The sequence below is a fragment of the Marinobacter sp. G11 genome (genome assembly GCF_021282325.1).
Lineage (GTDB): Bacteria > Pseudomonadota > Gammaproteobacteria > Pseudomonadales > Oleiphilaceae > Marinobacter > Marinobacter vinifirmus.
Genome location: NZ_JAJSPB010000025.1, coordinates 12,122 through 37,246, shown reverse-complemented (window position 1 = coordinate 37,246; position 25,125 = coordinate 12,122). Strand labels below are relative to the sequence as shown.

Below are 25,125 nucleotides of genomic sequence, written 5' to 3'. Positions count from 1 at the left end.
ACTCACAAAAAAAGGCGGGCCATTGCTGGCCCGCCTTTCTCAACCGGTTACGTGAGACCGATTAGCGAGTTCCCGCCCGGCGCAGAGCGGCCGGAGTGAAATCACGGGACTGGCGCTCAACGCCGAAGGAGTACGGAGTGTTCTCCTCGTTGGTCAGGCCCAGTGCCAGGTAGCGACCGGAGAGCAGGTCGTACAGTGCTTCGATGGCGTACCAGGGAACGTCCTGGTCGTACATCTGAACCGCATGTGCTTCGCCCACACGCCACAGCTCACCACGGCCATCGTAATGGTCGATCACAGAAGCCTGCCAGCTGTCTTCATCGATGTAGAAGTCACGCTGGGCGTAGACGTGGCGCTCGCCCTCTTTCAGGGTGGCGCGCACATGCCACACACGGTGCAGCTCGTAACGGGCCAGGTCCTGGTTGATGTGGCCAGGCTGGATAATCTCGTCGTAGCTCAGGCCACGATCCAGCAGCTTGTAGGAGTTGTACGGGATGTACATCTCTTTCTTGCCAATCAGCTCCCAGTTGTAGCGGTCCGGAGCACCGTTGTACATGTCCAGGTTGTCTGAGGTACGCATACCGTCAGCCGCGGTACCCGGGCCGTCATAGGCAACCTGGGGCGCACGGCGAACACGGCGCTGGCCGGCGTTGTACAACCAGGCACGGCGTGGTTCGGCTACCTGGTCCAGGGTTTCGTGAACCAGCAGTACGTTACCCGCCAAGCGCGCCGGCGCGGTGATCGACTGCTTGAAGTAGAACAGGACGTTATCGTCTTTACCCGGCTCGTAGTCGGTCAGGTAGCTGTTCCACACCAGTTCTTCCTGGAACTTCACCACAGAGAAGTCGCCGCCCGCGGTCGGAGTTACCTGACCCACGTTACGCTGCACCGAGCCACCCCGGTAACGGGTAATGTGGTTCCAGATTACTTCCAGGCCGTTCTGGGGAATCGGGAACGGCGTGGCATCCTGGTAGTTGTCGATACCGTTACCGCCAGACACCAGTTCTGCCTTGGTCGCATTCGCTACGGTCTCATCCATGATCTTCTTCGGATAAGTGGCGGTACGATGAGTCGGATATACCGGAATCCTGTAGTTATCGTACTTGCGGATCATCTCGACCTGGCCCGGAGACAGCTTGTCTGCGTACTGGTCGACATTGCTCCGGTCGATAACAAACTTCGGTTGCTCACCGGCGAAGGGGTTCACGTAAATGCCGTCCCCCTTGTATCCGGCCGGAGGCGTGGAAAGCCCGCCGTCCCAGGCCGGAATGTCGCCGCCGTTGCCGGCTTTCTCCGCACCCATCGGGGTGAGGGTATCACCCAGCTTGGCTGCTTCCTGGGCAGAAACCGCGCCCCAGGCCTGGCCTGCAAACAAACTTGCAGTCAGAACGCCGGTGGCCAGTAGTTTCTTGTTCAGTTTCATTTAAGTTACCTCGTTAAACGAATTCGGTCCGGTTCAGAAGGAGTAGGAAACACTCGCGCTCACGAAATCCCGGTCGGTCATTTCGTTATACGGCTTGCCACCGAAGTAGTTGGTATAACCGATGTTGCCGGTGATCTTGTTCTGGTATACGCCTGTCAGAGACAAACCGATGGATTTGTTGCCTTCGTTGAAGGCGCCACCGGGTTGCGGGGCGTAGCCTTTTACGTCATGACTCCAGGCAATTTGCGGAGACAGGTTGATGCCTGCAATCGCGTTCGGGTAGTCCCAGACAAAACGGGCACGGTAACCCCAGGAGAAGTCAGTTACGTAGCCGTCGTTGGTGCAATAGGTCGGATTGATGTTGGCAGACTCACCAGCTTCACACTGCCCACCGGGCAAGGCACCAATACCGAAGGTGCCGGAGCGTCCGTACCGGGCTTCGTCTTTACCCGGAAGATCATGAACATAGGTTGCGCCCACTTCACCTACAAAGGACATTCGGCTTGCGCCCATAATCTGATCAAAGAACTTAATCAAAGTCATCTGGGCCTGGGAAACGCCATACTTGTCATACCCTGACAGTGCCAAATTATCTGTGGTGCCATACTGCTCTTGCAGGCGAGGAGCCTCTCGCTGATAGAGCAAGCTTGTATCACGCTGCAAACCGCCGTAAATCAGTTCGAAAGCATTCCACTGAATAGGCAACTTGTCACGGTAGCTGTATTCGGCACCCAGAGACCAACCGCCGGGCGTCGTTGTGTTGATACTTACACCATAAAGGTCAATACCTTCAGGGTACTCAATAAAGTAACTAGGGAATCGACCGCCTTCAGCCTGATTGGAGGTAACACCGCTAATGTACGGCAGTCGGCTGTTGTACTTGATGTAGTAGAAGCCGAGTTCAGAGTCGTTAAGGGCTGGAACATACCAACGCATGGCAACACCGAACTGGTCTTTTGCATCCGCTTCCTGATCACCCACACGGGGGGCAAAGAAGCCCTGGGCCTCAGCCTGCGAGTCCGGCAGCTGACCAGCCAGAAGAACCGGGCCACAGCCGTCAGCTACGAAGTCGTTGGTCGAGAAGAAAGTACCACAATCATCAATGCGCACTTTTTCCCAGTCTGTCTGAACGAAGGTCTCCAGTGTGATATTTTCGGTGACACCGGCAGACATGTAGAACATCTCAACGGGCAACAATGCGTCTTTCAGCTGGGCACCCGGAGCACGGAAGGCTGGAACGTCAATCGGGTTGATGGTGTTGATACCACCCTGAATAAAGGTACTTTCGCCCCAGGATACAACTTGTTTACCGTAACGCAGGCTGACTGGCACATCACCGAAATACCAATCAGAGAATACGTAAGCATCGAGGATCTCTCCGCCAGAGGCGTTATCCATACCGTCCGGGCTTAGTGACCGGCGCTGACCGACTGGATCAATTGCACGCTTTTCGTCTTTCAACTCAAAGTCGTACCAATAACGACCACGGAGCAAGCCACCAACACGCGTCAGGACATTGCTATCGACCGAATAATCGATAAACAGCTCACTGTTACCTTTGACGACCTTAGAGTAGGTATCGCCCTTTTCGAAGTTGAGGTTACCGTCATCATAGTTATTAGTTGAGGCGCCGACAGGACCAAACGCATACTCAGGCCCCAGATTGCCCTGGGCAATCAGGCGGCTGTCCGGATCTTCCACCCGCCAGCCAACACCCGCAGACAGCGTCGTGTTGAACTGAGCGTCTACATCGCCCATGTAAAACGAAATGGCGGAGGCCGGTGTGGATACGCCGGCGGCTATGGCTACGGCCAGTGGTAACTTGGTCCAACGCTGCCACGGTTGAGTTTTTCTTGTCATTGGAAGGCTACTCCGTTGTTGTTCTGAGTCGCTGCTCGGTTGTTCTGGTGTTTTTGTCCTGGCGGCTGTACTTACAGTGCCGTGATGCTTGCACTATATCCAAGGCCTGTGGGGGCTTTGATCAGTCAAAAGTATGATTTTGCAGTCACTCTCCGTTCATGGTGTTCTCGCACTCCCTCACTATAGACAAGATTCGGGAGTGCAACCACTTCGGAATGACCAAGGGCGAAGCTTGGGTAGGGCGACCACGAGTGTCCGTGGCCGAATGGCTCTTTAAGGCTTGTGCGGTGCTTCCAGATACTCCCGGGACTGCATTTCCAGCAACCGGGACTCAGTGCGCTCGAACTCGAAGCTCAGCCGGCCGCCGGTGTACAGCTCGGTGATGGGCGCGGCGGCGGAGATGATGACTTTTACGTTGCGGTCGTAGAACTCATCGATCATGTTGATAAACCGGCGGGCCTGGTCGTCGTTGTTCTTGCCCAGCTGCGGCACGTTGCTGATGATGATGGCGTGGAACTGGCGGGCCATTTCGATGTAGTCGTTCTGGCTGCGGGGGCCGTCGCACACGGCTTTGAAATCGAACCACACCACGTCGTCCGCATGGGCTTCGGCGGGGATTTTGCGGCCGTTGATTTCCATGGTTTTGCTGTGCTTTGCCGCTTCTACCGCCAGGGCATCGAAGCTGTTACGCAGGCTGATATCGGCCTGGTCGTCCAGCGGGCAGTGGTAGAGCTCCGCCTGCTCCAGGGTACGAAGCCGGTAGTCCACACCACCGTCGACATTCACCACATCGGTGTGCTGTTTCACCAGGGCGATGGCTGGCAGGAAACGGGCCCGCTGCAGGCCGTCTTTGTAGAGGCCATCCGGCACGATGTTGGAGGTACACACCAGGGTAACACCCCGGCTGAACAGGCCATCCATCAGGGTGGCGAGGATCATGGCGTCGCCGATGTCGGACACAAAGAATTCGTCAAAACAGATAACCCGGGTTTCGTCTGCAAATTTCTTCGCGACCATTTCCAGCGGGTTCTTCTCGCCTTTGAGCTGCTTCAGCTCGTTGTGCACCCGCTGCATAAAGCGGTGAAAGTGCACACGCATTTTGCGATCAAACGGCAGCGCCTCGAAGAAGGTGTCCATCAGGTAGGTTTTACCACGGCCAACGCCGCCCCAGAAGTACAGGCCTTTGACCGGATCTTCCTTACCCTTCTTCAGTTTGCGGCGGAGCTTGGACAGGCCGCCCTTGCTGCGTTCGCTTTCGGCTTCCACCAGTTTGTCGTACAGTGCCTGCAGGCGCTTCACGGCATCTTCCTGGGCCGGATCCTTGTGAAAGTCCGGGCGCTCAAGATCCTTTTGGTAGCGTTGCCAAGGGGTCAGGTTCGCGACGGTTTCGGAGGACATGGCTTCTGTCATCAGGATTTTCCTGCCTGCTAGGTGGATTTTCGGGCGCGGTATTGTCGCTTATTTCACGTTTTTTCGCCACGCCGCACGGGCGCCGGGGCAATAAGACGATTGGCGCAGTGTTTCGGCATGGGATACATCCGTTCGGGGGGTTATACTGCTTGAATGAGGAATGGCTCACTTGCAGGCAATGAAAGGACGATTTTTATATGACAAACCTGATTGTGGCGGCGGTTGTCGCGTTGGTGGTTGGCATTGTCATCGGGCTTATGTTTGGCCGGTCTGGTCAGGGAGCTTCGTTGCGACAGCGCCGGGCGGAGCAGCAGGTTGATGAGTTGCGTAGTGAGTTTACGCGGTATCAGGCCCAGGTGAATGAGCATTTTATGGAGTCTGCGCATTTGCTGCGGCGGTTTAACGATACGTACCGGGATGTGAATCAGCATATGGCCCGGGGCGCGAATCGTCTGTGCAATGATGAAGACTGGCTGGAGGAGCTGGGGCAGGATTCTTCGGGTCGCCTTGGCCATTCGGAGGCTGAGCCTTCCGAGCCGCCTCGGGATTATGCTCCGAAGTCTGATCCGGAGGCTAAGGGTACTTTGGCTGAAGATTATGGCCTGAATGCGGATGGTTCTAAGCGGTCAGCTTAATTACATATTAGCCCCCTGATATGGGGGTTTGGTTTTCTGGCTTGGTACCACGACTCTCCTAGCCTTCTGAGTTTGGTGTCTGGCCAGTCTGGGGAACGGCTTTCCAAAAACCGCTCCTTGCGGCACATCCCTGTGGCGCTTCTGCTCCGCCATCCATGGCTCCGCAAATTTTTGGAAAGCCGTTCCCCAGACTGGCCGATCATAACCCTCTACTATCCGCCTCTCAGTCTTCAAAAAGACTTTCCAATAAACTGAATTTTTACCCGCATGTACTCATCGCACACTATCGTTACACCGGGTTATCGCAGTCGATGAACTGGTGCTTTACTCCGAATTCCCTTGCTAATGCCTCTCCCAACGCCCGAACACCATAACGTTCAGTCGCATGGTGACCGGCCGCGTAGTAGTGAATCCCGCACTCTCTGGCCGTATGAGTCGTCGGCTCGGAGATCTCGCCGCTGATGTAGGCGTTGACACCCGCATCCAAAGCCGCGTTGATGAACCCTTGCGCAGCCCCGGTGCACCAGGCGACAGTCTTGATCATTTCCGGGCCATTGCCTACGTGAAGGGGCTGCCGGTGCAGGGCTCTGGCGAGGTGCAGGCCGAACTTTTCGGATGACATGGCTTCGGGTAATTCACCTTGCCACACTAATCCACCCATTGGGCGTGGATTCTGGAGGCCAAGTATATCGGCGAGTTGGCGGTTATTGCCGTACTCGGGGTGGTCATCCAGTGGCAGGTGGTAGGGGACGAGGTTTATGTCGTTGTCCAAGAGCTGTTTGATGCGGTTCTTTTTCATGCCACGGATGGTCTGGTCTTCGCCTTTCCAGAAGTAGCCGTGGTGGACCAGGATCATATCGGCGTTTTGTTTTACGGCTTCGTCGATCAAGGCCTGTGATGCAGTCACACCTGAAACGATAACGCCTACACTCTCGCTGCCCTCAACTTGCAGGCCGTTCGGAGCATAGTCCTGAAAATTTTCGGGCGCTAACCATTCGTTTATTTTCGCGAGAACGTCGCTTCGGTTTGCCATGTCTACCTCCCTTATTCTTGCGATATTTCTGAACGGATCAGCGCGCACACTGTACGAGGCGAGGGGCTGGAAAGGCTTTCCAAAAATGTGCGGAGCCATGGATGGCGGAGCAGAAGCGCCACATGGATGTGCCGCAAGGAGCGGTTTTTGGAAAGCCTTTCCAGCCCCTTGCTTTGCGCAACAACCAAAGCGCTGATCCTAACTCCAACTCTATGCCAGCCTAGAGAGAATCAAGGCCCTTGACCAAAGCGTTGTTCTGATCGCTGGTGCCAATGGTGATTCGCAGGAAGTCACTAATTCGTGGCTTGTTGAAATGGCGAACGATGATGCCCTGCTCTCTCAACTTTGCCGCGATCTCTGCACCTTCGTGGTCAGGATGACGAGCGAAGACAAAGTTTGCTTTTGATGGCAGCACTTCAAAACCCCGCTGCTCAAGCTCTTCCGTCACCCTCTTCCGCTCACGAATCACACCGCTACAAGAATCTTCAAACCACTGTTTGTCTTCGAATGCAGCAACGGCTCCAACCAACGCCAGGCGGTCCAGCGGATAGGAGTTGAAGCTATCCTTAACCCGATTCAGGGCCTCGATCAGCTCTTCGTTACCCACTGCAAAACCAACACGCAGACCAGCAAGCGAACGGGCCTTGGAGAGGGTCTGGCAAACCAGCAAATTCGGATACTGGTTTACCAGGCGAATCGCCGTATCACCGCCGAAGTCCACATAAGCTTCGTCTACCACCACCACGCTGTCGGGGTTGGCTTGCAGGATCTCTTCCACATGTTGCAGGCCCAGGTAGCGACCAGTCGGCGCGTTCGGGTTCGGGAAGATGATGCCACCGTTAGGGCGTTTGTAGTCTTCCGGGTTGATCTCGAAGCTGTCGGTCAGCGGAATCACCGTGCTTTCGATCTGGTACAGGCCGCAGTATACCGGATAGAAGCTGTAGGTGATGTCCGGGAACAGGATCGGTTTGTCGTGTTTCAGCAAACCCTGAAAAATGTGCGCAAGAACTTCGTCCGAGCCGTTGCCGACAAACACTTGCTTTGCATTAATCGCAAAATCGACGTGGTAGTCGGCGATAGCTTCTTTCAGCGCCTGTCCTTCCGGATCAGGGTATAAACGAAGATTGTCGTTCAACTCTTTCTGAATGGCTTCTATCACTTTTGGCGATGGGCCAAAAGGATTTTCATTGGTGTTCAGCTTCACCAAATTAGCCATTTTTGGCTGTTCGCCAGGTACGTACGGCTGCAATTCGCTGACCAGCGGGCTCCAGTATTTACTCATATCTCTTGAACTCCAAAATGGTGCAGGAGCCGGGTTGGTTGTATTTATTTGGGAGTTTTCGCAGGGCAGGTAGGGCTTTCCAAAAACCGCTCCTTACGGCACATCCATGTGGCGCTTCTGCTCCGCCATCCATGGCTCCGCAAATTTTTGGAAAGCCCTACCTGCCCTGCTATTCGAACCTTCCAGTACAACCAACCCGGCTCTCAAGCTATTCAGATGGACCAGCAGCACCCAAGGACACCGCAGGAATCAGTCAGTCTTTGATACGGTACTCAGCTGAACGGGCATGGGCCGTAAGGCCTTCACCGCGCGCCAACACAGAAGCCACACGCCCCATTCGGTCAGCGCCTTCCGGAGTAAAACCAATCAGGGACGATCGTTTTTGAAAATCGTATACACCCAGCGGGGAACTGAACCGGGCAGTACCGCTGGTGGGCAACACATGGTTCGGGCCCGCGCAGTAGTCGCCAAGAGCTTCTGCTGTGTAGCGACCCATAAAGATGGCGCCGGCATGGCGGATATCATCCAGCATCGCCTGCGGGTCTTCTACCGACAGCTCCAGGTGTTCAGGAGCAATGCGGTTGGACACCTCAGCCGCTTCTTTCAGGTCAGCCACCTTGATCAGTGCACCACGGCCCAGCATGGAAGTGCGAATGATGTCTTCACGCTCCATAGTCGGCAGCAGCTTGTTAATGCTCGCTTCCACGGCATCCAGGAAATCCGCATCCGGACTCACCAGGATACTCTGGGCCTGCTCATCGTGCTCGGCCTGGGAGAACAAGTCCATGGCAATCCAGTCCGGATCGGTTTTGCCATCGCAGATCACCAGGATCTCGGAAGGCCCGGCGATCATGTCGATACCGACCACACCAAACACCTCCCGCTTGGCCGTGGCCACGAAAATGTTCCCCGGGCCCACAATCTTGTCCACCGAAGGCACAGTTTCCGTACCGTACGCCAGCGCCGCAACCGCCTGGGCGCCACCGATGGTAAACACCCGGTCCACACCCGCAATCGCCGCCGCCGCCAGCACCATGTCGTTCACCACGCCATCCGGCGTAGGAACCACCATGATCACCTCGGCAACCCCGGCAACCTTCGCAGGAATCGCATTCATCAGCACAGACGATGGATACGCAGCCTTACCTCCCGGCACATACAAACCCGCCCGATCCAGCGGCGTCACCTTCTGCCCCAGAACCGTGCCGTCTTCGTCCTGATACTGCCAGGACTTCTGATTCTGCCGCTCATGATAACCCCGAACCCGCTCAGCAGCCTTCTCAAGAGCCACCCGCTGATCCTGGGGAATCCGCTCCAAAGCCTCCTGCAGACGCCCCTGATCCATCTCCAACTCAGCCATGGAGTTGACCTTCAACCGGTCGAACTTCTCCGTAAACTCCAGAACCGCCGCATCGCCACGGGTTTTCACCTCACGCAGGATATGCCGAACCGACTCATTCACCTGATGGTCAACACTGTCATCCCACGCCAACAGCTTGGCCAGCGCACTGTCAAAGTCGCCCTGTGTGGTATTCAGTCTGGTGATCTTGTCGTTCATATCTCAAATCCTGCGTTGGATTGTTTACTCACAGCTGCCGGATTACCCGCCTGCAATTGCGGGCCACCGACAAAAAGCTTCTCAACCTGGGAGCTCACGCCATCAGGTAGGCTCTTCCAAAAACCGCTCCTGCGGCACATCCATGTGGCGCTTCTGCTCCGCCATCCATGGCTCCGCAAATTTTTGGAAGAGCCTACCTGACGGCGTCCGATGTACAGAGTTCAAAAAAGCCCTTGGGAAGGCCTTTCCAAAAATTTTGAGGGCCAAGGATGGCCCGAAATAAGCGCACATGGATGTGCTTGTAGCGGTTTTTGGAAAGGCCTTCCCAAGGGCTGACAGCACCCATGTTGAAAAGGACGCCCTACTCCGCTTCAGAACGCCGGCGATCCACAGCCAGTGCCATCTTTTCGATAATGGGGTTAATCTGCCCATGCTTCATCTTCATGGAAGCCCGGTTCACCACCAACCGACTGCTGATGTAATCAATCAGCTCCCGCGGCTCCAGCCCATTGGCCTTCAGGGTATTGCCGGTATCGACAATATCGACAATCTCGTCGGCCAGGTCCAGAATCGGCGCCAGCTCCATCGCCCCGTAGAGCTTGATGATATCCGCCTGCCGCCCCTGGGCTGCGTAATAGCGCCGCGCCAGATTCACAAACTTGGTGGCCACGCGGATGCGCCCCGCCGGAGGCTGCTCACCCTTCTTGCCAGCCGTCATCAACCGGCAGCGGGAAATGTTCAGATCCAGCGGCTCGTACAGCCCCTCGCCGCCGTGCTCCATCAGCACGTCCTTACCGGTCACGCCCAGGTCGGCGCCGCCGTACTGAACGTAAGTGGGCACATCCGTGGCACGGATAATCAGCACCCGCACGTTCGGATCCGTAGTCGGAAACACCAGCTTGCGGGACTTTTTCACGTCGTCCACCAGCTCAATACCGGCTTCCGCCAGCAGAGGCAGGGTTTCTTCGAGGATTCGTCCCTTCGACAAGGCGATGGTGATGGAATCTGTCATGGATCTATCCGGTTTCCCGTTGGTTAATTATGCCGGCAAACGGCGAATACTTGCGCCCAGCAGCTGCAGTTTTTCTTCAATACATTCATAGCCGCGGTCTATGTGATAAATGCGGTCTACGATGGTATCGCCTTCTGCGACCAGTGCCGCAATTACAAGGCTGGCCGATGCCCGAAGGTCGGTGGCCATCACCGGTGCGCCGGTCAGGTGCTCCACGCCTTTGATGATGGCCGCATTACCTTCCAGGGTAATGTCCGCACCCATGCGGATCAGTTCCTGCAGGTGCATAAAGCGGTTTTCGAACACGGTTTCCACGATGGTACCGGTGCCTTCCGCCACGGCATTCATGGCCGCAAACTGGGCCTGCATGTCGGTGGGGAACGCCGGGTACGGTGCCGTGCGCAGGCTGACCGCTTTCGGGCGCTTGCCCTTCATGTCCAGCTCGATCCAGTCCGGGCCGGTGGTGATTTCCGCGCCGGCTTCTTCCAGCTTCAGCAGTACTGCTTCCAGCAGGTCTTCCCGGGTGTCTTTCAGTTTTACCCGGCCACCGGTCGCCGCTGCCGCCACCAGGTAGGTGCCGGTTTCAATACGGTCCGGCAGTACGTTGTAGTGGCAACCGTGCAGGCGCTCTACCCCGTTGATCTCGATGGTCGCTGTGCCGTGGCCCTTGATGTCTGCGCCCATGGCGATCAGGCATTCGGCCAGGTCGACCACTTCCGGTTCCCGGGCGGCGTTTTCCAGAATGGTTTTGCCTTCCGCCAGGGTGGCCGCCATCAACAGGTTCTCGGTACCGGTTACGGTCACGGTATCCATGAAGATGTGGGCACCTTTCAGGCGACCGTTGGTTTTCGCCTTGATGTAACCGTTCTCCACCTTGATGTCTGCGCCCATCAGCTCCAGGCCGTGGATGTGCAGGTTCACCGGGCGGGTACCGATGGCACAGCCACCGGGCAGGGACACTTCCGCTTCGCCGAAGTGCGCCACCAGCGGGCCCAGCACCAGGATGGAGGCGCGCATGGTTTTCACCAGCTCGTAGGGCGCGTGGAAGTGCTTGATGGTGTTGGCGTGAATTTCCACACTCATCTTTTCGTCGATCATCAGCTCCACGCCCATGCGGCCCAGCAGCTCGATCATGGTGGTGATGTCGTTCAGGTGCGGCAGGTTGCCGATGGTTACCGGCTCATCGGCCAGCAGCGTGGCCGCCAGAATGGGCAGTGCCGCGTTCTTGGCGCCGGAAATGCGAATCTCGCCATCCAGGGGCTTGCGGCCCCCGATCAGAAGTTTGTCCACAATACTTGTCCTGTGCTGTTCAGGCCTGGGCCTGCCGCTCGGCCCACTCGCTCGGGGTGTAGGCTTTCGGGTGAAGGGCGTGAATGGTGCCGTCCATAATGTGCTGGAACAGTACCTTGTTGATCATCTGCTGCCGTTTGATGGTGGGCAGGCCTTCAAATACGTCACCCACAGCAACCACAAGGTAGTGGCTGCCATCGACCTGTACCTGAACCTCACAACCGGGCAGGGCTTCTTTAACAAGTTCGGTAACCTGGGCGGCGTCCATAGGGATTCCTCGACTGGTTTGAAATCAGGGGCGGAATTGTAACCAATTCCCGGGCGCCGGTCAGCTGTGTGTGGCAAATCCGGGAATCTGGTCTTCCAGATTGCTGAGGGCGGCCAGCGACAACAGGCGGTCGCTGGCACCCTGAAAGGTGAGGGGTTGCTGTTTTTCCAGGGCCAGCCGGTGCCAGCACAACAGCATGGACAACACCACACTGTGGGCGGTGGCCAGGCCGGAAAGGTCAACGGTTAACGGGCCGCTGGCCGCCCCGATCAACTGTTCACCCTGCTTGCGCAGGGCGATCACGGTATCGGCGTTCACCTCACCGGTTACGGCGAGAGTATTACCTGAGAGCTCGACAGCCGGAGCGGTCATGAACGGTCCAGCTCTTCATCAAGCTTCAGGGCTTCAACAGCATCGCCCCAACCATCAATCACGGCCTGAACCTGGCCACGGTTCTGCTCCATTTCCTGAGCAAAGCGATCCCGGAATGCCAGGCCGATGTTCACGCCTTCCACAATCACGTTCTCCATCATCCAGCGGCCTTCGCCATTGCGGTACATGGAGTAGGTGACCGGATAGCGGTTGCCGGACGCGCTGATTACTTCCATCTGCACAGACGCACGGTCGTCGTTCTGAGCCAGGATTTCCGCTTCCAGCACGTTGATTTCGAAGTTCTCGGCACTCACCAGCGCCTGGGCGTAGCTATCGAACAGGCTGCGCTTGAACTTGGCCACAAACTCGTCCCGCTGTTCGGGGGAAGTCTGGCGGGCGTAGCGCCCCATCACCCGGGCCGCAATGCGGCGAAAATCCACAAACTGGTCCAGGGTTTCATCCATGCTGGCGTAGAAGGCTTCCGGATCCTGTTCATACAGGCCCTTTTCTTCATTGAGCTTCTGCACCAGCTTCTGGGTGTTTTCGTCTACATACTGTTTCAGGTCATCTTCCGGACCGGCCCAGGCCTGGCCCGCCACCAGGGCAACCATGGCAAACATCCAGATGAATCGTTGTTTCAGGGCAAGCATTGTGTTCTCCCGTATTCGTTTCTGTGCTCTGCCCGGCATCAGCGTCCGGAGGCAAAGTTACTGATCAGCCGCTCCAGGTTCATGGCGGACTGGGTAGAATAAAAGGTGTCGCCCGGGCTCAGGGACTCGAGGTCGCCACCAACAGATATATCAATGTACTGATCTCCCAGCAAACCGGATGTACGTATTACTGCTGCACTGTCCGCCGGAATGTTGTCAATATCGGCATCGATCGCCAGCACTACCCGGGCCTGAAAGGTTTCCGTATCCAGCTCGATGGATTCGATGGCACCGATGGTTACACCAGCCATCGACACCTTGCCCCGGGGCGCCAGGCCGCCGGTGTCATTGAAGTTGGCATACAGGGTATAGCGATCACCGGCCGATTTGGGTGACAGGCCACTCACCTGCAATGCCAGGAACAGCAAGGCCGCCAACCCGGCGATCATGAACAGGCCTACGATTACTTCTGTGGTTCTTTGTGCCATTGCAGGCTCCCTGAAAATTGGATCAGAAATCGCCGAACATGACGGCGGTCAGGACGAAGTCCAGCCCGAGCACCGCCAGCGATGAATAGACAACAGTCTTGGTGGTGGCAGAGCTGATGCCGGCGGAGGTGGGTACGCAATCGTAGCCCTGGTACACCGCAATCCAGGCACAGACAAACCCGAACACCACACTCTTGATAACGCCGTTAAGCACGTCATCCACAAAATCCACTGACGACTGCATATTGCCCCAGAACGCGCCTTCAAACACACCGAGCCAGTCCACACCCACCAGCATGCCGCCCCAGATACCGACCACCGAGAAAATCATGGCCAGTACCGGCATGGCAATAAAGCCCGCCCATAGCCGCGGTGCTATCACCCGGCGCAGGGGGTCGACGCCCATCATTTCCATACTGGATAGCTGTTCGGTAGCTTTCATCAGGCCAATTTCCGCGGTTAACGCCGAACCGGCCCGGCCGGCAAACAGCAACGCCGTTACCACCGGCCCCAATTCCCGTACCAGTGTAAGCGCGATCATCTGGCCAATGGCGGCCTCAGAGCCGTAATCACTGAGAATGGTGTAGCCCTGCAGGCCCAGCACCATGCCGATAAACAATCCGGAAACCACCACGATAGCCAGCGACAGAACACCGACAAAATACAACTGGCGCAGCAACAGCGGAAAACCGATGGCTGGCCGGGGAAAGCCTGCCAGAACGCCTACCAGGAAGCGCCCGGACCGGCCAACGGAAGACACCACATCCAGCCCGCCACGGCCCAGGGCGGCAATACGGTCAATCATAGCGCGCCTCCGCTTACCCCGAAGTCTGCTGCGGCGTCGCTGGCCGGATAATGGAACGGCACCGGGCCATCGGGCTGGCCGTTCAGAAATTGCTGCACGCGGTCAGAGGGGTGCTGGCGCAGCTCCTCCGGGGTGCCCTCTCCGATCACTTTACCGTCTGCCAGGATGCAGGCGTAGTGGCAGATACTGAGGGATTCCGGCACATCGTGGGACACCAGCACGCTGGTCAGCCCCATGGAACTGTTCAGGTCCCGGATCAGTTTGACCAGTACACCCATGGCAATGGGATCCTGCCCCGCGAAAGGCTCGTCGTACATGATCAGTTCCGGGTCCAGGGCGATACTGCGGGCCAGTGCGACCCGGCGGGTCATGCCGCCGGACAGTTCCGATGGCATCAGTTTGCGGGCACCACGCAGGCCCACAGCTTCGAGCTTCATCAGCACGATGTCGCGGATCATGTCTTCCGGCAGCCTGGTATGCACCCGCAGCGGGAAGGCCACGTTTTCATAAACGCTCAGATCGGTGAACAGGGCGCCGCTCTGGAACAGCATGCCCATTTTTTCCCGCAACCGGTAAAGGTCTTTGCGCTTGAGGGCCGGCACATTGTGGCCGGCCACGGTAACCTGCCCGGAATCCGGCCTTAGCTGGCCGCCGATCAGGCGCAAAAGCGTGGTCTTGCCCGTGCCGCTGGGGCCCATAATGGCGGTGATCTTGCCCTTGGGTATATCCAGCGTTACGCCGTCGAAAATGCGGCGACCACCTCGGGAAAACACCACATCCTTAAGTGTTATGTAAGCAGATGACTCCATAATCCATCCTTCTCGGGGAGCGCCTACATTAAGACAAGAGGATCATAAATGATATACTTGCCAGCCAATCGCTCACGGCCCCGGATGGTAGCCGGGGCAGCCAAACCGAGCAAGCGGACAGAGGGAAAACCAGCCGAGATGACAGACTCCAATTCTTCAGGTGGCCAGGACTACCGCACCTCTGCCCTGCGGGCCATCCGCATCGAACGGGAAGCTATCGAAGCCCTTGAAGGCCGCATTAACGGCGACTTCACCCGGGCTTGCGAGGTCATCATGGCCTGCAAGGGCCGCGTGGTGGTGACCGGCATGGGCAAATCCGGCCACATCGGCAACAAGATTGCCGCCACCCTGGCCAGCACCGGCACTCCCTCATTCTTTGTCCACCCCGGCGAAGCCAGCCACGGCGACATGGGCATGATTACCCCGCAGGATGTGGTCATTGCCATCTCCAACAGTGGCAGCACCAGCGAAGTGGTTACCATCCTGCCCCTGATCAAGCGCATGGGCGCTCCGCTGATCAGCATGACCGGCAACCCCAACTCGGTCCTGGCCAAGGAAGCCATCGCCAACCTGGATGTCAGCGTCGCTATTGAAGCCTGCCCTCTGGGGCTGGCGCCCACATCCAGCACCACCGCCACCCTGGTGATGGGCGATGCACTGGCCGTTGCCCTTCTGGAAGCCCGCGGCTTCAGCGCAGAAGACTTCGCGTTTTCCCACCCCGGTGGCAGCCTGGGCCGGCGCTTGCTGCTGCGGGTCTCCGACATCATGCATTCCGGCGACGCGATTCCGAAAGTCTTCGAGGATGTCAGCCTCAGCACCGCGCTGCTGGAAATCACCCGCAAGGGCCTGGGCATGACCACGGTAGTGAATACAAAGGGCGAACTGACCGGCATCTTCACCGATGGTGACCTGCGCCGTACCCTGGATAAATCCGTGGATGTGCACACCACTGTCATCCGGGATGTCATGACCCGCCACGGCAAAACCATCCGCGCCGACCACCTGGCCGCCGAAGCCCTGAACATGATGGAAGAACTGAAGATCAACGCCCTGCCGGTCACCGATGAAAACGGCCAGCTGACCGGCGCCATCAACATGCACGACCTGCTGCGCGCGGGGGTTATCTGAATGACCGGCATGGTTCACCCCCTGCAAAACCAGTGGAACGACGCACTGAAAGCCAAAGCCGCCGCCATCCGCCTGGTGGCCTTTGACGTAGACGGCATTATGAGTGATGGCCGCCTGTACTTCAGCGCCGGCGACGACGAGCTGAAAACCTTCAACATCCTGGATGGCCTGGGCCTGAAACAGCTGATGCATGCCGGCATTACCGTGGCGGTGATTACCGGAAGGCGCTCGCCGCTCACCGAAAAGCGCATGAACGACCTGGGCATCAGCCACCTGATGCAGGGCCGGGAAGACAAGCGGGTGGCCCTGCAGGAACTGGTGGCTGACATGGACATTACCGCCGGGCAAATCGGCTATATGGGCGATGACCTGCCGGACCTCCCTGCCCTTCAGTACGCGGGCCTTGGCATCAGCGTGCCCAACGGCCACTGGCTGGTCCGCCAGCATGCCGACTACTGCACACAGGCAGCGGGCGGTCAGGGCGCGGTGCGCGAAGCCTGCGAACTGATTCTCTGGGCCCAGGGCCAGCTAGAAAAAACCCTGGCCCCCTACCTGGCCGAATCACAGGACGACCGGGCATGATCCAGCGGTTCTTTTCCTCACAGGCCGGCAAGCCCTGGCTGCGCACCCTGGCCCTGGCGGCTACGGTTGCCGCCACGGTTTACCTGATGTGGCAAAGCGGCGAGCCACCGGTACCCGATCCCGAAGCGGCACAGCTTCGGGGCCCCGCCGAGCCGGACGGCTTCGTGGTGGGCGCCGACTACCGGGCCTGGAATGAACAGGGCACCCTGGAAATCCACATGACCAGCCCCCGCATCGAGCAGTTCGATCACGACAGCAGCGCCAGGATGACAGACCCGCGCGCCCGCCTGTTCGGCGAGGGTGAGGCCGAACCGTGGATAATTGAAGCTGATGCAGGTAGCCTGCTGCAGTCTCAGGGGCTGATGCACCTGGAAGGCAACGTGACCGTACTGCGCACCAGCGGCGACTCCCGGGCCACGCTGGCCACCGAAGCGCTGACCCTGGACAACAACGAAGGCACCGTTTTCACCGACCTGCCGGTAACCATTACCGAGCCGTTCGGTACCACCCAGGCCACCGGCATGAAGGCCTGGATTGATCAACGCATACTGGAACTCAACTCCCGGGTGGAAGGGCAATATGAAACCGTCAGGTAAGCTCCGTTTTTATCCGCCGGCGCTGCTGGCTGCCGCGCTGATGCTGGCCGCCCCGGCGATGGCCTTTGATATGGACTCGAACACCCCCATCCAGGTGAGTGCCGACTCCGCCCGGCTGGATGACAGCGCCGGCGTGGCCACCTACACCGGCGACGTGGAACTGGTGCAGGGCCGCACCCGGCTGGAAGCCCAGCGCGTTGTGCTGTACCGGGACGACCAGGGCCTGAGCCGCATTGAAGCCAGTGGATCACCCGCCCATTACCGCCAGCCCTCCCGGGAAGGCGAAGGCATGACCAATGCCAGCGCCCTGAACATTACCTGGGCCGCGAAAGACAACCAGCTGACCTTCGAGCGCCAAGCCGTCATCGAACAGGCAGGCAACACCTTCAAGGGTGACGTCATTCATTACAATACGGTCAGCCGGGTGGTCACCGCCGAGGGCGGCAATACAGAAACCGGCGGTTCCGGCCGGGTCGAAATGGTCATCCAGCCGCGTAACACCGGCCAGTCCAGCAACGGGGAAGGTTCTGATGGCAGTACTCAGGGCCAGTAATCTGGCCAAAAGCTACAAGCAGAAAAAAGTGGTCCTGGATGTTTCCCTGGAGATCCGCTCCGGGGAAATCGTCGGCCTGCTGGGCCCCAACGGCGCCGGCAAAACCACCTGCTTTTACATGATCGTAGGCCTGGTGCCGGCAGACCGGGGCCGCATCACCATCGACAGCCAGGACATCACTCCGCTGCCCATGCACGGCCGCGCCCGCAAGGGTATCGGTTACCTGCCCCAGGAAGCCTCGGTATTCCGCAAACTCACCGTGCGGGACAACATCATGGCCATCCTGGAAACCCGCAAGGGCCTGAACCGGGCCGACCGGGAAGCCAAGCTGGAAGAGCTGCTGGAAGAATTCCACATCACCCATATCCGGGACAGCCTCGGCATGGCCCTGTCCGGTGGCGAACGTCGCCGGGTGGAAATTGCCCGGGCCCTGGCCATGGAGCCTGCCTTCATCCTGCTGGACGAGCCCTTCGCCGGGGTAGACCCCATTTCCGTCAGCGACATCAAACACATTATCCGGCACCTGCGGGATAAGGGCATTGGCGTACTGATTACCGACCATAACGTGCGGGAAACCCTGGACATCTGTGAGAACGCCTACATTGTGTCCGGCGGCCACATCATTGCCTCCGGCAACTCCGAGGCCATCCTCGCCAACCAGCAGGTAAAAGAGGTGTATCTGGGGGACGAATTCCGCCTTTAAGCGGAGCGCCCCGCCCTTTCACCGAGGTCTGATTGTGTTGCAGAACGGTAACAAGTAAACTCGGCAAAGATCTTGCAAGGAAATTCGATTTTTTACCGGGATACCAGTCTGTTATGGATCTAAAGCCATGGTTATGAAAGCCTCGTTACAGCTAAAACTGGGCCAGAGCCTGACCATGACGCCCCAGTTGCAGCAAGCCATCCGCCTGTTGCAGCTTTCTACCCTCGATCTCCAGCAGGAAATCCAGCAGGCGCTGGACTCCAACCCCATGCTGGAAACCGCCGAGGACGACGATCACGGCCCGGACGACACCACCGAACCGCAAAGTTCTGACGACCAGGATAACGAAACCGCCAGCGCCCAGGATGACAACGCCCCGGAAAGCAGTAACGACTGGGACGAATCCGAAAACGGGCCGGACTGGAACTCGGAAAACGACATTACCGACACCATTCCTGACGACTTGCCGGTCGATACCGCCTGGGAAGATATCTACCAGACCGCCCCGGCCAGCGCTGCGAAAGACGACGACGAGAACGACTCGGACTTCGAAACCCGCAACTCCCCTGCGGAAACCCTGCGGGATCACCTGGAATGGCAGCTGAACCTCACCCCCCTGAGCGAACGGGACCAGGCCATCGCCCACGCCCTGATGGACGCCGTGGACGACCGGGGCTACCTCACCTCACCACTGGACGAAATCCACGCCGGCCTGCGTGAAGACAGCGATGAAGACCCGCTGGACCTGGATGAGGTAGAAGCCGTGCTGCACCGCCTGCAGCATTTCGACCCGCCCGGCGTGTTTGCCCGGGACCTTCAGGAGTGCCTGCTGATCCAGCTGAACCAGTTGCCACCGGACACCCCCTGGCTGCGCCAGGCGCGCCAGGTTGTCACCCAGTTCCTGCACCTGCTGGGTAACCGTGACTACGCGCAGCTGCTGCGCCGCAGCCGGTTGAAGGAAGACCAGTTGCGGGAAGTCCTGGCCCTGATTACCAGCCTGAACCCGAAACCGGGGGATGTGATTGATCACGGTGATACCGACTACGTAATCCCCGATGTGATCGTGCGCAAGCATGAAGGCCGGTGGCGGGTGGAACTGAACCCGGAAATTGCCCCGCGCATCCGGGTGAACGCCAGCTACGCCTCGCTGATTCGCCGGGCCGACAGCAGCGCCGACAACACCTACCTGCGCGACCAGTTGCAGGAAGCCAAGTGGTTCATCAAGAGCCTGCAGAGCCGCAACGAAACCCTGCTGAAAGTGGCCACCCGCATTGTCGAGCACCAGCAAGGCTTCCTGGACCAGGGTGAGGAGGCCATGAAGCCCCTGATCCTGTCGGACATCGCCCAGGCCGTGGAGATGCATGAGTCCACCATCTCCCGGGTAACCACCCAGAAGTACATGCACACACCCCGGGGCATCTTCGAGCTGAAGTATTTCTTCTCCAGCCACGTGGGCACCGCCGAAGGCGGGGAGTGTTCCTCTACCGCAATTCGTGCCATGATCAAGAAACTGATTGCAGAGGAAACCCCGAAAAAGCCGTTGAGCGACAGCAAAATTGCGGCCATGCTAGGGGAACAGGGTATCAACGTGGCCCGGCGCACCGTGGCCAAGTATCGGGAGGCCATGCACATACCTCCTTCGAACGAACGCAAACGACTGGTTTAACGTTTACCAAATAATCACCGGGGCACGAAGCCCTGGCACTCAGTCCGGCGGAACGCCGGCATGATGACAACAGGAGACGCCAATGCAACTCAACATTTCAGGCCATCACGTAGAACTGACCCCTGCACTGAAGGATTACGTCAACACCAAGTTCGAGAAGCTTGAGCGCCACTTTGACCACATCAGTAACTGTCAGGTGACGCTGGAAGTTGAGAAAGTTCGCCAGATGGCCGAAGCTACCCTCCACGTTGTGGGTGGCGAGGTTCACGCAAAGGCTGAAAACGAGGATATGTACGCGGCAATCGATGCCCTGGTGGACAAGCTTGACCGCCAGATCCTCAAGCACAAGGAAAAGAACGTAGACCGGATGCACGGTAACGGCTAAGCGCCTTCAGGCGCAGGCTACCGGGTAATTCAATCGAACGAGCTGCGGCAGGGCTACCGGCCGCAGCCTTTTTTTTACGGGTTCACAGTTAATCCATGAGCGATACATCCCTGACCATCGACAACATCCTGGCCCCGGCACTGACGCTGTGCCAGGTACCGGCATCCAGCAAGAAACGGGTGTTGGAGTTTATTGCCGAGCGGATTCACTATCAGGACGAGACTCTCAACGATAACGACATCTTCAACAACCTGGTGTCCCGGGAGCGTCTTGGCAGCACAGGTATCGGGCAGGGTATCGCCATACCCCACTGCCGCCTGGAAGGCCTGGATCGGGTAATCGGAGTGTTGATGACCCTGGCCGAGCCGGTGGACTTCGATGCCATCGACAACCAGCCGGTAGACCTGGTGTTCGCCCTGGTTGTGCCCAAAGAAGCCACCAGCGAGCACCTGGAGCTGTTGAGCCAGCTTGCCGAACGTTTCAACGACAGCGCATTCTGCGAGCGCCTGCGCAAATGCCAGGATGCCGACTCCCTGTATAAGGGCATGACCACCGACAGCCAGTAACCGAGGGCTGTCAAAGTACGGGAGAAGCCTAACCATGAAGCTGATCATCGTCAGTGGCCGGTCCGGGTCGGGCAAGAGTACGGCACTGCACGTACTGGAAGACCTGGGGTTCTATTGCATAGACAACCTGCCCATCGGCCTGCTGTTTCCCCTGACCCGGGAAGCCGTGGCCCACGAGGCCCCCGGCCGCCTGAAGAAAATGGCGGTCAGTATCGATGCCCGCAACCTGTCTGGTGAACTGGCCAATTTCGAGGACATCTACCAGCGGCTGGGTGATACCGGGATCGAGATCGAAATCATCTTCCTGGATGCCGACGAGCAATCCCTGCTGCAACGGTTCCACGCCACCCGGCGCAAGCACCCCCTGAGCGACGACAAGACCTCCCTGCGCGAAGCCATCAGCAACGAGAAACAGCTGCTGGAACCGCTGTCGAAGCTGGCCGACCTGTATATCAACACCACCGGCCTATCCATGTACGAGTTGCGCGACATGGTGAAACAGCGGGTGGCCGGCCGCAAGGAACAGGAAATCGCCCTGCTGTTCCAGTCATTCGGTTTCAAGCACGGCGTGCCGGTGGATTCCGATTATGTATTTGATGTGCGCTGCCTGCCCAATCCCTATTGGGACACCAGCCTGCGCAAGCACACCGGCACCGACCAGCCGGTGATCGATTTCCTGGAGCGGGAACCCCTGACCGGGCAAATGGTGGACGACCTCACCGGTTTCCTGAACACCTGGCTACCGCCCTTTGCCGACAGCAACCGCAGCTATATGACCATTTCCATCGGCTGTACCGGTGGCCAGCACCGGTCGGTGTATGTGTGCGAGCAGCTGGGAGATTACTTTCGCACGCAGTACCGCAACGTGCAGGTGCGCCACACCGAGCTGCCCCACCTGCAAGCCCGGGGGGAGATCTGAGCCGCCATGATCTGCCGCCCCATCACTATCATCAACAAGCTCGGGCTGCACGCCCGGGCGACCAACAAGCTGGTGACCACCGCCTCCCGGTTTGACAGCAAGATCACCCTGAAGGCCAAGGGCCGGGAAGTGGATGCCCGCAACATCATGCAGGTGATGATGCTGGCCGCCAGCCAGGGTACCGAAGTGGAGCTGGCCGCCGATGGCCCGGACGAACAGGAAGCCATCGACGCCCTGGTTGCACTGATCGACGACTATTTCGGCGAGGGTGAATAAAACTTCGCCATTCACCTACAAGTCTTCCTCACCTGTGTAACCTAACTCCGCTATAATACAAAGGTTTTCTGATCGCAGGTGGTTTCATGACCGACATTCTGGAAAAAAGTCAGGCCCGACAGCGGCTTCGCTCCCTCAGTGAGGCCCTCGACAGTGGTGCCCTCAAACAGGTAGCGCGCATCCTGAATGGCGGCCTGAGCCCCAGTGATATTGCCCACCTGCTGGAATCTTCCCCGCCACGGCAGCGGGTTTTGCTGTGGAAGCTGGTCGACAAGCAACTGGAAGGTGAAGTCCTCCAGTACATGTCGGACGACATCCGGGCCGACTTCCTGAGCGAGTTCAACGCCCAGGAACTGGCCAACCTGCTGGAAGACTTCGAATCGGACGACCTGGCCGACTTGCTGCAGCAGTTGCCGGATACGGTGATCCAGGAAGTCCTGGATACCATGGACGAGCAGGACCGGCAGCGGGTAGAGGAAGTACTCTCCTACCCGGAAGACACCGCCGGTGGCCTGATGAACACCGATACGGTGACGGTGCGCCCGGACATCACCATTGACGTTGTTCTGCGGTACCTGCGCCGGCACCGTACCCTGCCGCCGATGACCGACAGCCTGATTGTGGTCAGCCGGCGCGACGAATTTATCGGTATTCTGCCCATTACCCGCATGCTGGTATCCAATCCCGGCGCAACCGTGCGGGAGGTTATGGATACCGACATAGAGCCGATTCACGTCACCCTGTCCGACACCAAGGTTGCCACCCTGTTCGAGCGCTACGACCTGATCTCCGCGCCGGTGGTGGATGAAAGCAACCGGCTGCTCGGCCGGATCACCATCGATGACGTGGTCGACGTTATCCGGGACGACGCCGACCATTCCCTGATGAGCATGGCCGGCCTGGATGAAGACGAAGACACCTTTGCCCCGGTGATGAAAACCACTAAGCGCCGGGCCGTCTGGCTGGGCGTAAACCTGATTACCGCCTTTACCGCCTCGGCCGTCATCGGCCTGTTTGAAGAAACCATCTCCAAGGTGGTGGCCCTGGCGGTACTGATGCCTATCGTGGCCAGCATGGGCGGTATTGCCGGCAGCCAGACCCTCACCCTGGTCATCCGCGGCATGGCCGTGGGCCAGATCAGCGGCGCCAACGTAGGCTGGCTGCTGAACCGGGAGTTTCTCTCCGGCGTACTCAACGGCCTGTTATGGGCCCTGGTGGTGGCGACCGCCGCGGTGCTCTGGTTCAACGACTGGCTGATTGGTGCGGTAATTGCCGCTGCCCTGGTGATCAACCTGGTAGCAGCGGCCCTGGTGGGCACGGTGTTGCCCCTGTTCCTGAAATCCCGGAACATTGACCCGGCGCTGGCCGGCAGCGTTATCCTGACAACGGTAACCGATGTTGTCGGTTTCATGGCCTTCCTGGGATTGGCCACCCTTTTCTACGCCTGACAGACAAGCCTGATTGCCATGACAGACCAACACGAAGACCAGTTCGAGGAAGATTTCGGCCCCAGTAAATCCCAGCTCAAACGGGAAATGCACGCTCTGCAGGAACTGGGCAAACGCATGCTGGACCTGAGCGATGAACAACTGGCCTCGCTGACCATCAGCGAAACCCTGAAAGCCGCCATTGTGGAATCACGCCGGATTAACCAGCGCGAAGCCCGGCGCCGGCACCTGCAATACATCGGCAAGGTGATCCGCCAGGAAGATGACCCTGAAGCGGTGAGCCGGGCCATTGATGCCTTCCACGCCGGCAGCGAGGAACACACGCGCCGGCACCACCTGGCCGAGCGCTGGCGCGACCGGATGATCGCCGAAGGCGACAAGGTCGTGGGCGAGTTTATCGACTACTGTCCGACCGCCGAGGTGCAGCATCTGCGCAACCTGGTGCGCAACGCCCGCAAGGATGTGGAGAAAGAGAAGAATACCGGCCAGTCCCGAAAACTGTTCCGCGCCCTGCGGGAATGGATCGACGACGCCGAGCAGCAGTAATCACGGTGGGGCGCAACGCCCCACCGCTTTACAAGCGCCGGTGCTGCCACACCGGCATGCGGGTTCTCAGCTGTTCCAGCCGCTCCAGGTCCAGGTCGGCCAGCACCACGCCGGGGCCCTGCTCTATTTCGCAGACCACCTCGCCCCAGGGATCACAAATTAAGCTATGGCCGTAGGTTTTTCGGCGTTCGCTGTTCTGGCCACCCTGACCGGCTGCCACCACCCATACCTGGTTCTCGATGGCCCGGGCACGAATCAGCGCATGCCAGTGGGCATCACCGGTCTGCCAGGTGAAGGCGCTGGGCAGGCACACCCAGTCAGACCCTTGCTCTCGTAGCGCCCGGAACAGCTCGGGGAAGCGCAGATCGTAGCAGATCGCCAACCCAAGCCTGCCCGCCGGCGTATCCACGGTAACCACCTGCTGCCCGGGCTCGAAGCTGTCTGACTCCCGGTACTGGCCGTGGGCATCGTCCACCATGGCATCGAACAGGTGGATTTTGTCATAGCGGGCGACTTCGTGGCCCTGGTCGTCGTATACCAGGCAGGTGGCCCGCACCCGGTCCGGAATATCGCTGCCGTCAGGCCGGTTCGCCAGCGGCAGGGAGCCGCCGACAATCCAGAGCTTGTTTTGCCGGGCCTGGTCAGCCAGGAAACGGCGGATGACCGGTTCCGGCCCGGCCTCCTGCTCGCCGCAGCCACGCATCTTCGCCGTGGCCAGTACCGCAAAGTTCTCGGGAAGCACGGCCACCTTCGCGCCCTGCCCTGCGGCTTCGGCCAGCAAGCGCCCGGCTTCGTCCAGGTTGGCTGCAACATCGTGGCTGCTGACCATCTGTATGGCGGCTACCTGTGTCATCCTTCCCTC

The 25,125-nt window shown here is 58.7% G+C and carries 28 protein-coding genes; 13 read left to right on the top strand and 15 right to left on the bottom strand.

Features of this window, described 5'->3' with window-relative positions:
* Positions 1 to 61: 61 nt before the first annotated feature.
* The 3 genes from LWH94_RS14545 to zapE all read right to left on the bottom strand — a co-directional run bounded on the left by LWH94_RS14545 (position 62) and on the right by zapE (position 4,657).
* Positions 62 to 1,423 carry a DUF1329 domain-containing protein gene (locus LWH94_RS14545; RefSeq protein WP_232902674.1) on the bottom strand — a complete coding sequence of 454 codons (1,362 nt, stop codon included), beginning with the start codon at positions 1,421 to 1,423 and terminating at the stop codon, positions 62 to 64.
* Between the two features lie 33 nt (positions 1,424 to 1,456).
* A complete protein-coding gene (locus tag LWH94_RS14540; RefSeq protein ID WP_232902673.1) occupies positions 1,457 to 3,283 on the bottom strand; it encodes a DUF1302 domain-containing protein in 1,827 nt (608 codons plus the stop codon).
* Between the two features lie 273 nt (positions 3,284 to 3,556).
* Positions 3,557 to 4,657: a cell division protein ZapE gene (gene zapE, locus LWH94_RS14535; RefSeq protein WP_208618749.1), complete on the bottom strand. Its 1,101-nt coding sequence runs from the start codon at positions 4,655 to 4,657 to the stop codon at positions 3,557 to 3,559.
* Positions 4,658 to 4,890: 233 nt separating this feature from the next.
* Here zapE and LWH94_RS14530 point away from each other — a divergent pair, with 233 nt between their 5' ends.
* On the top strand, positions 4,891 to 5,328 hold the full coding sequence (locus LWH94_RS14530; protein WP_022990657.1) for a YhcB family protein: 438 nt from the start codon (positions 4,891 to 4,893) through the stop codon (positions 5,326 to 5,328).
* A gap of 289 nt (positions 5,329 to 5,617) precedes the next feature.
* Here the strand turns inward: LWH94_RS14530 and LWH94_RS14525 are convergent, their stop codons facing one another.
* The 11 genes from LWH94_RS14525 to LWH94_RS14475 all read right to left on the bottom strand — a co-directional run bounded on the left by LWH94_RS14525 (position 5,618) and on the right by LWH94_RS14475 (position 14,895).
* A complete protein-coding gene (locus tag LWH94_RS14525; protein WP_232902672.1) occupies positions 5,618 to 6,361 on the bottom strand; it encodes a Nif3-like dinuclear metal center hexameric protein in 744 nt (247 codons plus the stop codon).
* A 220-nt stretch (positions 6,362 to 6,581) separates the two neighbouring features.
* Positions 6,582 to 7,643 carry a histidinol-phosphate transaminase gene (gene hisC, locus LWH94_RS14520; RefSeq protein ID WP_232902671.1) on the bottom strand — a complete coding sequence of 354 codons (1,062 nt, stop codon included), beginning with the start codon at positions 7,641 to 7,643 and terminating at the stop codon, positions 6,582 to 6,584.
* A 253-nt stretch (positions 7,644 to 7,896) separates the two neighbouring features.
* Entirely contained in the window at positions 7,897 to 9,201 is a 1,305-nt protein-coding gene (hisD, locus tag LWH94_RS14515) for a histidinol dehydrogenase (protein WP_232902670.1), read from the bottom strand.
* Between the two features lie 361 nt (positions 9,202 to 9,562).
* On the bottom strand, positions 9,563 to 10,213 hold the full coding sequence (gene hisG, locus LWH94_RS14510) for an ATP phosphoribosyltransferase (RefSeq protein WP_232902669.1): 651 nt from the start codon (positions 10,211 to 10,213) through the stop codon (positions 9,563 to 9,565).
* 27 nt (positions 10,214 to 10,240) lie between these two features.
* Complete coding sequence (murA, locus tag LWH94_RS14505) at positions 10,241 to 11,503, bottom strand: UDP-N-acetylglucosamine 1-carboxyvinyltransferase (protein WP_232902668.1); 1,263 nt, start codon at positions 11,501 to 11,503, stop codon at positions 10,241 to 10,243.
* A 19-nt stretch (positions 11,504 to 11,522) separates the two neighbouring features.
* Entirely contained in the window at positions 11,523 to 11,771 is a 249-nt protein-coding gene (locus LWH94_RS14500) for a BolA family protein (protein ID WP_022989665.1), read from the bottom strand.
* A 60-nt stretch (positions 11,772 to 11,831) separates the two neighbouring features.
* Positions 11,832 to 12,143 carry an STAS domain-containing protein gene (locus LWH94_RS14495; protein WP_058341294.1) on the bottom strand — a complete coding sequence of 104 codons (312 nt, stop codon included), beginning with the start codon at positions 12,141 to 12,143 and terminating at the stop codon, positions 11,832 to 11,834.
* A complete protein-coding gene (locus LWH94_RS14490; protein WP_022989667.1) occupies positions 12,140 to 12,793 on the bottom strand; it encodes an MlaC/ttg2D family ABC transporter substrate-binding protein in 654 nt (217 codons plus the stop codon). The genes LWH94_RS14495 and LWH94_RS14490 overlap by 4 nt, the downstream gene beginning before the upstream one ends.
* 38 nt (positions 12,794 to 12,831) lie before the next feature.
* On the bottom strand, positions 12,832 to 13,281 hold the full coding sequence (gene mlaD, locus LWH94_RS14485; RefSeq protein WP_232902667.1) for an outer membrane lipid asymmetry maintenance protein MlaD: 450 nt from the start codon (positions 13,279 to 13,281) through the stop codon (positions 12,832 to 12,834).
* A gap of 22 nt (positions 13,282 to 13,303) precedes the next feature.
* Positions 13,304 to 14,086 carry a lipid asymmetry maintenance ABC transporter permease subunit MlaE gene (gene mlaE, locus LWH94_RS14480; protein ID WP_232902666.1) on the bottom strand — a complete coding sequence of 261 codons (783 nt, stop codon included), beginning with the start codon at positions 14,084 to 14,086 and terminating at the stop codon, positions 13,304 to 13,306.
* Complete coding sequence (locus LWH94_RS14475; protein ID WP_232902665.1) at positions 14,083 to 14,895, bottom strand: ATP-binding cassette domain-containing protein; 813 nt, start codon at positions 14,893 to 14,895, stop codon at positions 14,083 to 14,085. Before LWH94_RS14475 ends, mlaE begins: the two co-directional genes overlap by 4 nt.
* Before the next feature lie 138 nt (positions 14,896 to 15,033).
* On the opposite strand from LWH94_RS14475, the gene LWH94_RS14470 reads away from it, so the two are divergent.
* From LWH94_RS14470 to yjgA, 12 genes are all read left to right on the top strand, one after another.
* Complete coding sequence (locus LWH94_RS14470) at positions 15,034 to 16,023, top strand: KpsF/GutQ family sugar-phosphate isomerase (protein WP_058341299.1); 990 nt, start codon at positions 15,034 to 15,036, stop codon at positions 16,021 to 16,023.
* Positions 16,024 to 16,605 (top strand): KdsC family phosphatase, encoded by a 582-nt coding sequence (locus LWH94_RS14465; protein ID WP_232902664.1) that lies wholly within the window; start codon positions 16,024 to 16,026, stop codon positions 16,603 to 16,605. It abuts the gene before it with no gap.
* The gene (gene lptC / locus LWH94_RS14460) at positions 16,602 to 17,201 is read left to right on the top strand and encodes an LPS export ABC transporter periplasmic protein LptC (protein WP_232902663.1); all 600 of its coding nucleotides are present in this window, start codon (positions 16,602 to 16,604) and stop codon (positions 17,199 to 17,201) included. The genes LWH94_RS14465 and lptC overlap by 4 nt, the downstream gene beginning before the upstream one ends.
* Positions 17,185 to 17,754 carry a lipopolysaccharide transport periplasmic protein LptA gene (gene lptA, locus LWH94_RS14455; protein WP_232902662.1) on the top strand — a complete coding sequence of 190 codons (570 nt, stop codon included), beginning with the start codon at positions 17,185 to 17,187 and terminating at the stop codon, positions 17,752 to 17,754. The genes lptC and lptA overlap by 17 nt, the downstream gene beginning before the upstream one ends.
* Complete coding sequence (gene lptB, locus LWH94_RS14450) at positions 17,732 to 18,457, top strand: LPS export ABC transporter ATP-binding protein (protein WP_022989675.1); 726 nt, start codon at positions 17,732 to 17,734, stop codon at positions 18,455 to 18,457. The genes lptA and lptB overlap by 23 nt, the downstream gene beginning before the upstream one ends.
* 133 nt (positions 18,458 to 18,590) lie before the next feature.
* A complete protein-coding gene (locus LWH94_RS14445) occupies positions 18,591 to 20,123 on the top strand; it encodes an RNA polymerase factor sigma-54 (protein WP_232902686.1) in 1,533 nt (510 codons plus the stop codon).
* A gap of 82 nt (positions 20,124 to 20,205) precedes the next feature.
* Positions 20,206 to 20,508 carry a ribosome hibernation promoting factor gene (gene hpf / locus LWH94_RS14440; RefSeq protein WP_022989677.1) on the top strand — a complete coding sequence of 101 codons (303 nt, stop codon included), beginning with the start codon at positions 20,206 to 20,208 and terminating at the stop codon, positions 20,506 to 20,508.
* A gap of 95 nt (positions 20,509 to 20,603) precedes the next feature.
* Complete coding sequence (gene ptsN / locus LWH94_RS14435; RefSeq protein WP_058341304.1) at positions 20,604 to 21,074, top strand: PTS IIA-like nitrogen regulatory protein PtsN; 471 nt, start codon at positions 20,604 to 20,606, stop codon at positions 21,072 to 21,074.
* Between the two features lie 34 nt (positions 21,075 to 21,108).
* Positions 21,109 to 21,993: an RNase adapter RapZ gene (gene rapZ, locus LWH94_RS14430; protein WP_232902661.1), complete on the top strand. Its 885-nt coding sequence runs from the start codon at positions 21,109 to 21,111 to the stop codon at positions 21,991 to 21,993.
* A gap of 6 nt (positions 21,994 to 21,999) precedes the next feature.
* Entirely contained in the window at positions 22,000 to 22,269 is a 270-nt protein-coding gene (locus tag LWH94_RS14425) for an HPr family phosphocarrier protein (RefSeq protein WP_022989680.1), read from the top strand.
* Between the two features lie 86 nt (positions 22,270 to 22,355).
* Positions 22,356 to 23,717, top strand: coding sequence for a magnesium transporter (mgtE, locus tag LWH94_RS14420; protein WP_022989681.1), 1,362 nt, complete (start codon positions 22,356 to 22,358; stop codon positions 23,715 to 23,717).
* An 18-nt stretch (positions 23,718 to 23,735) separates the two neighbouring features.
* Positions 23,736 to 24,263, top strand: a complete 528-nt coding sequence (gene yjgA / locus LWH94_RS14415) for a ribosome biogenesis factor YjgA (RefSeq protein WP_199457167.1) — start codon at positions 23,736 to 23,738, stop codon at positions 24,261 to 24,263.
* Positions 24,264 to 24,291: 28 nt separating this feature from the next.
* Here yjgA and LWH94_RS14410 read toward each other — a convergent pair whose 3' ends face one another.
* Positions 24,292 to 25,116, bottom strand: a complete 825-nt coding sequence (locus tag LWH94_RS14410) for a carbon-nitrogen hydrolase family protein (protein ID WP_232902660.1) — start codon at positions 25,114 to 25,116, stop codon at positions 24,292 to 24,294.
* Between the last annotated feature and the right edge of the window lie 9 nt (positions 25,117 to 25,125).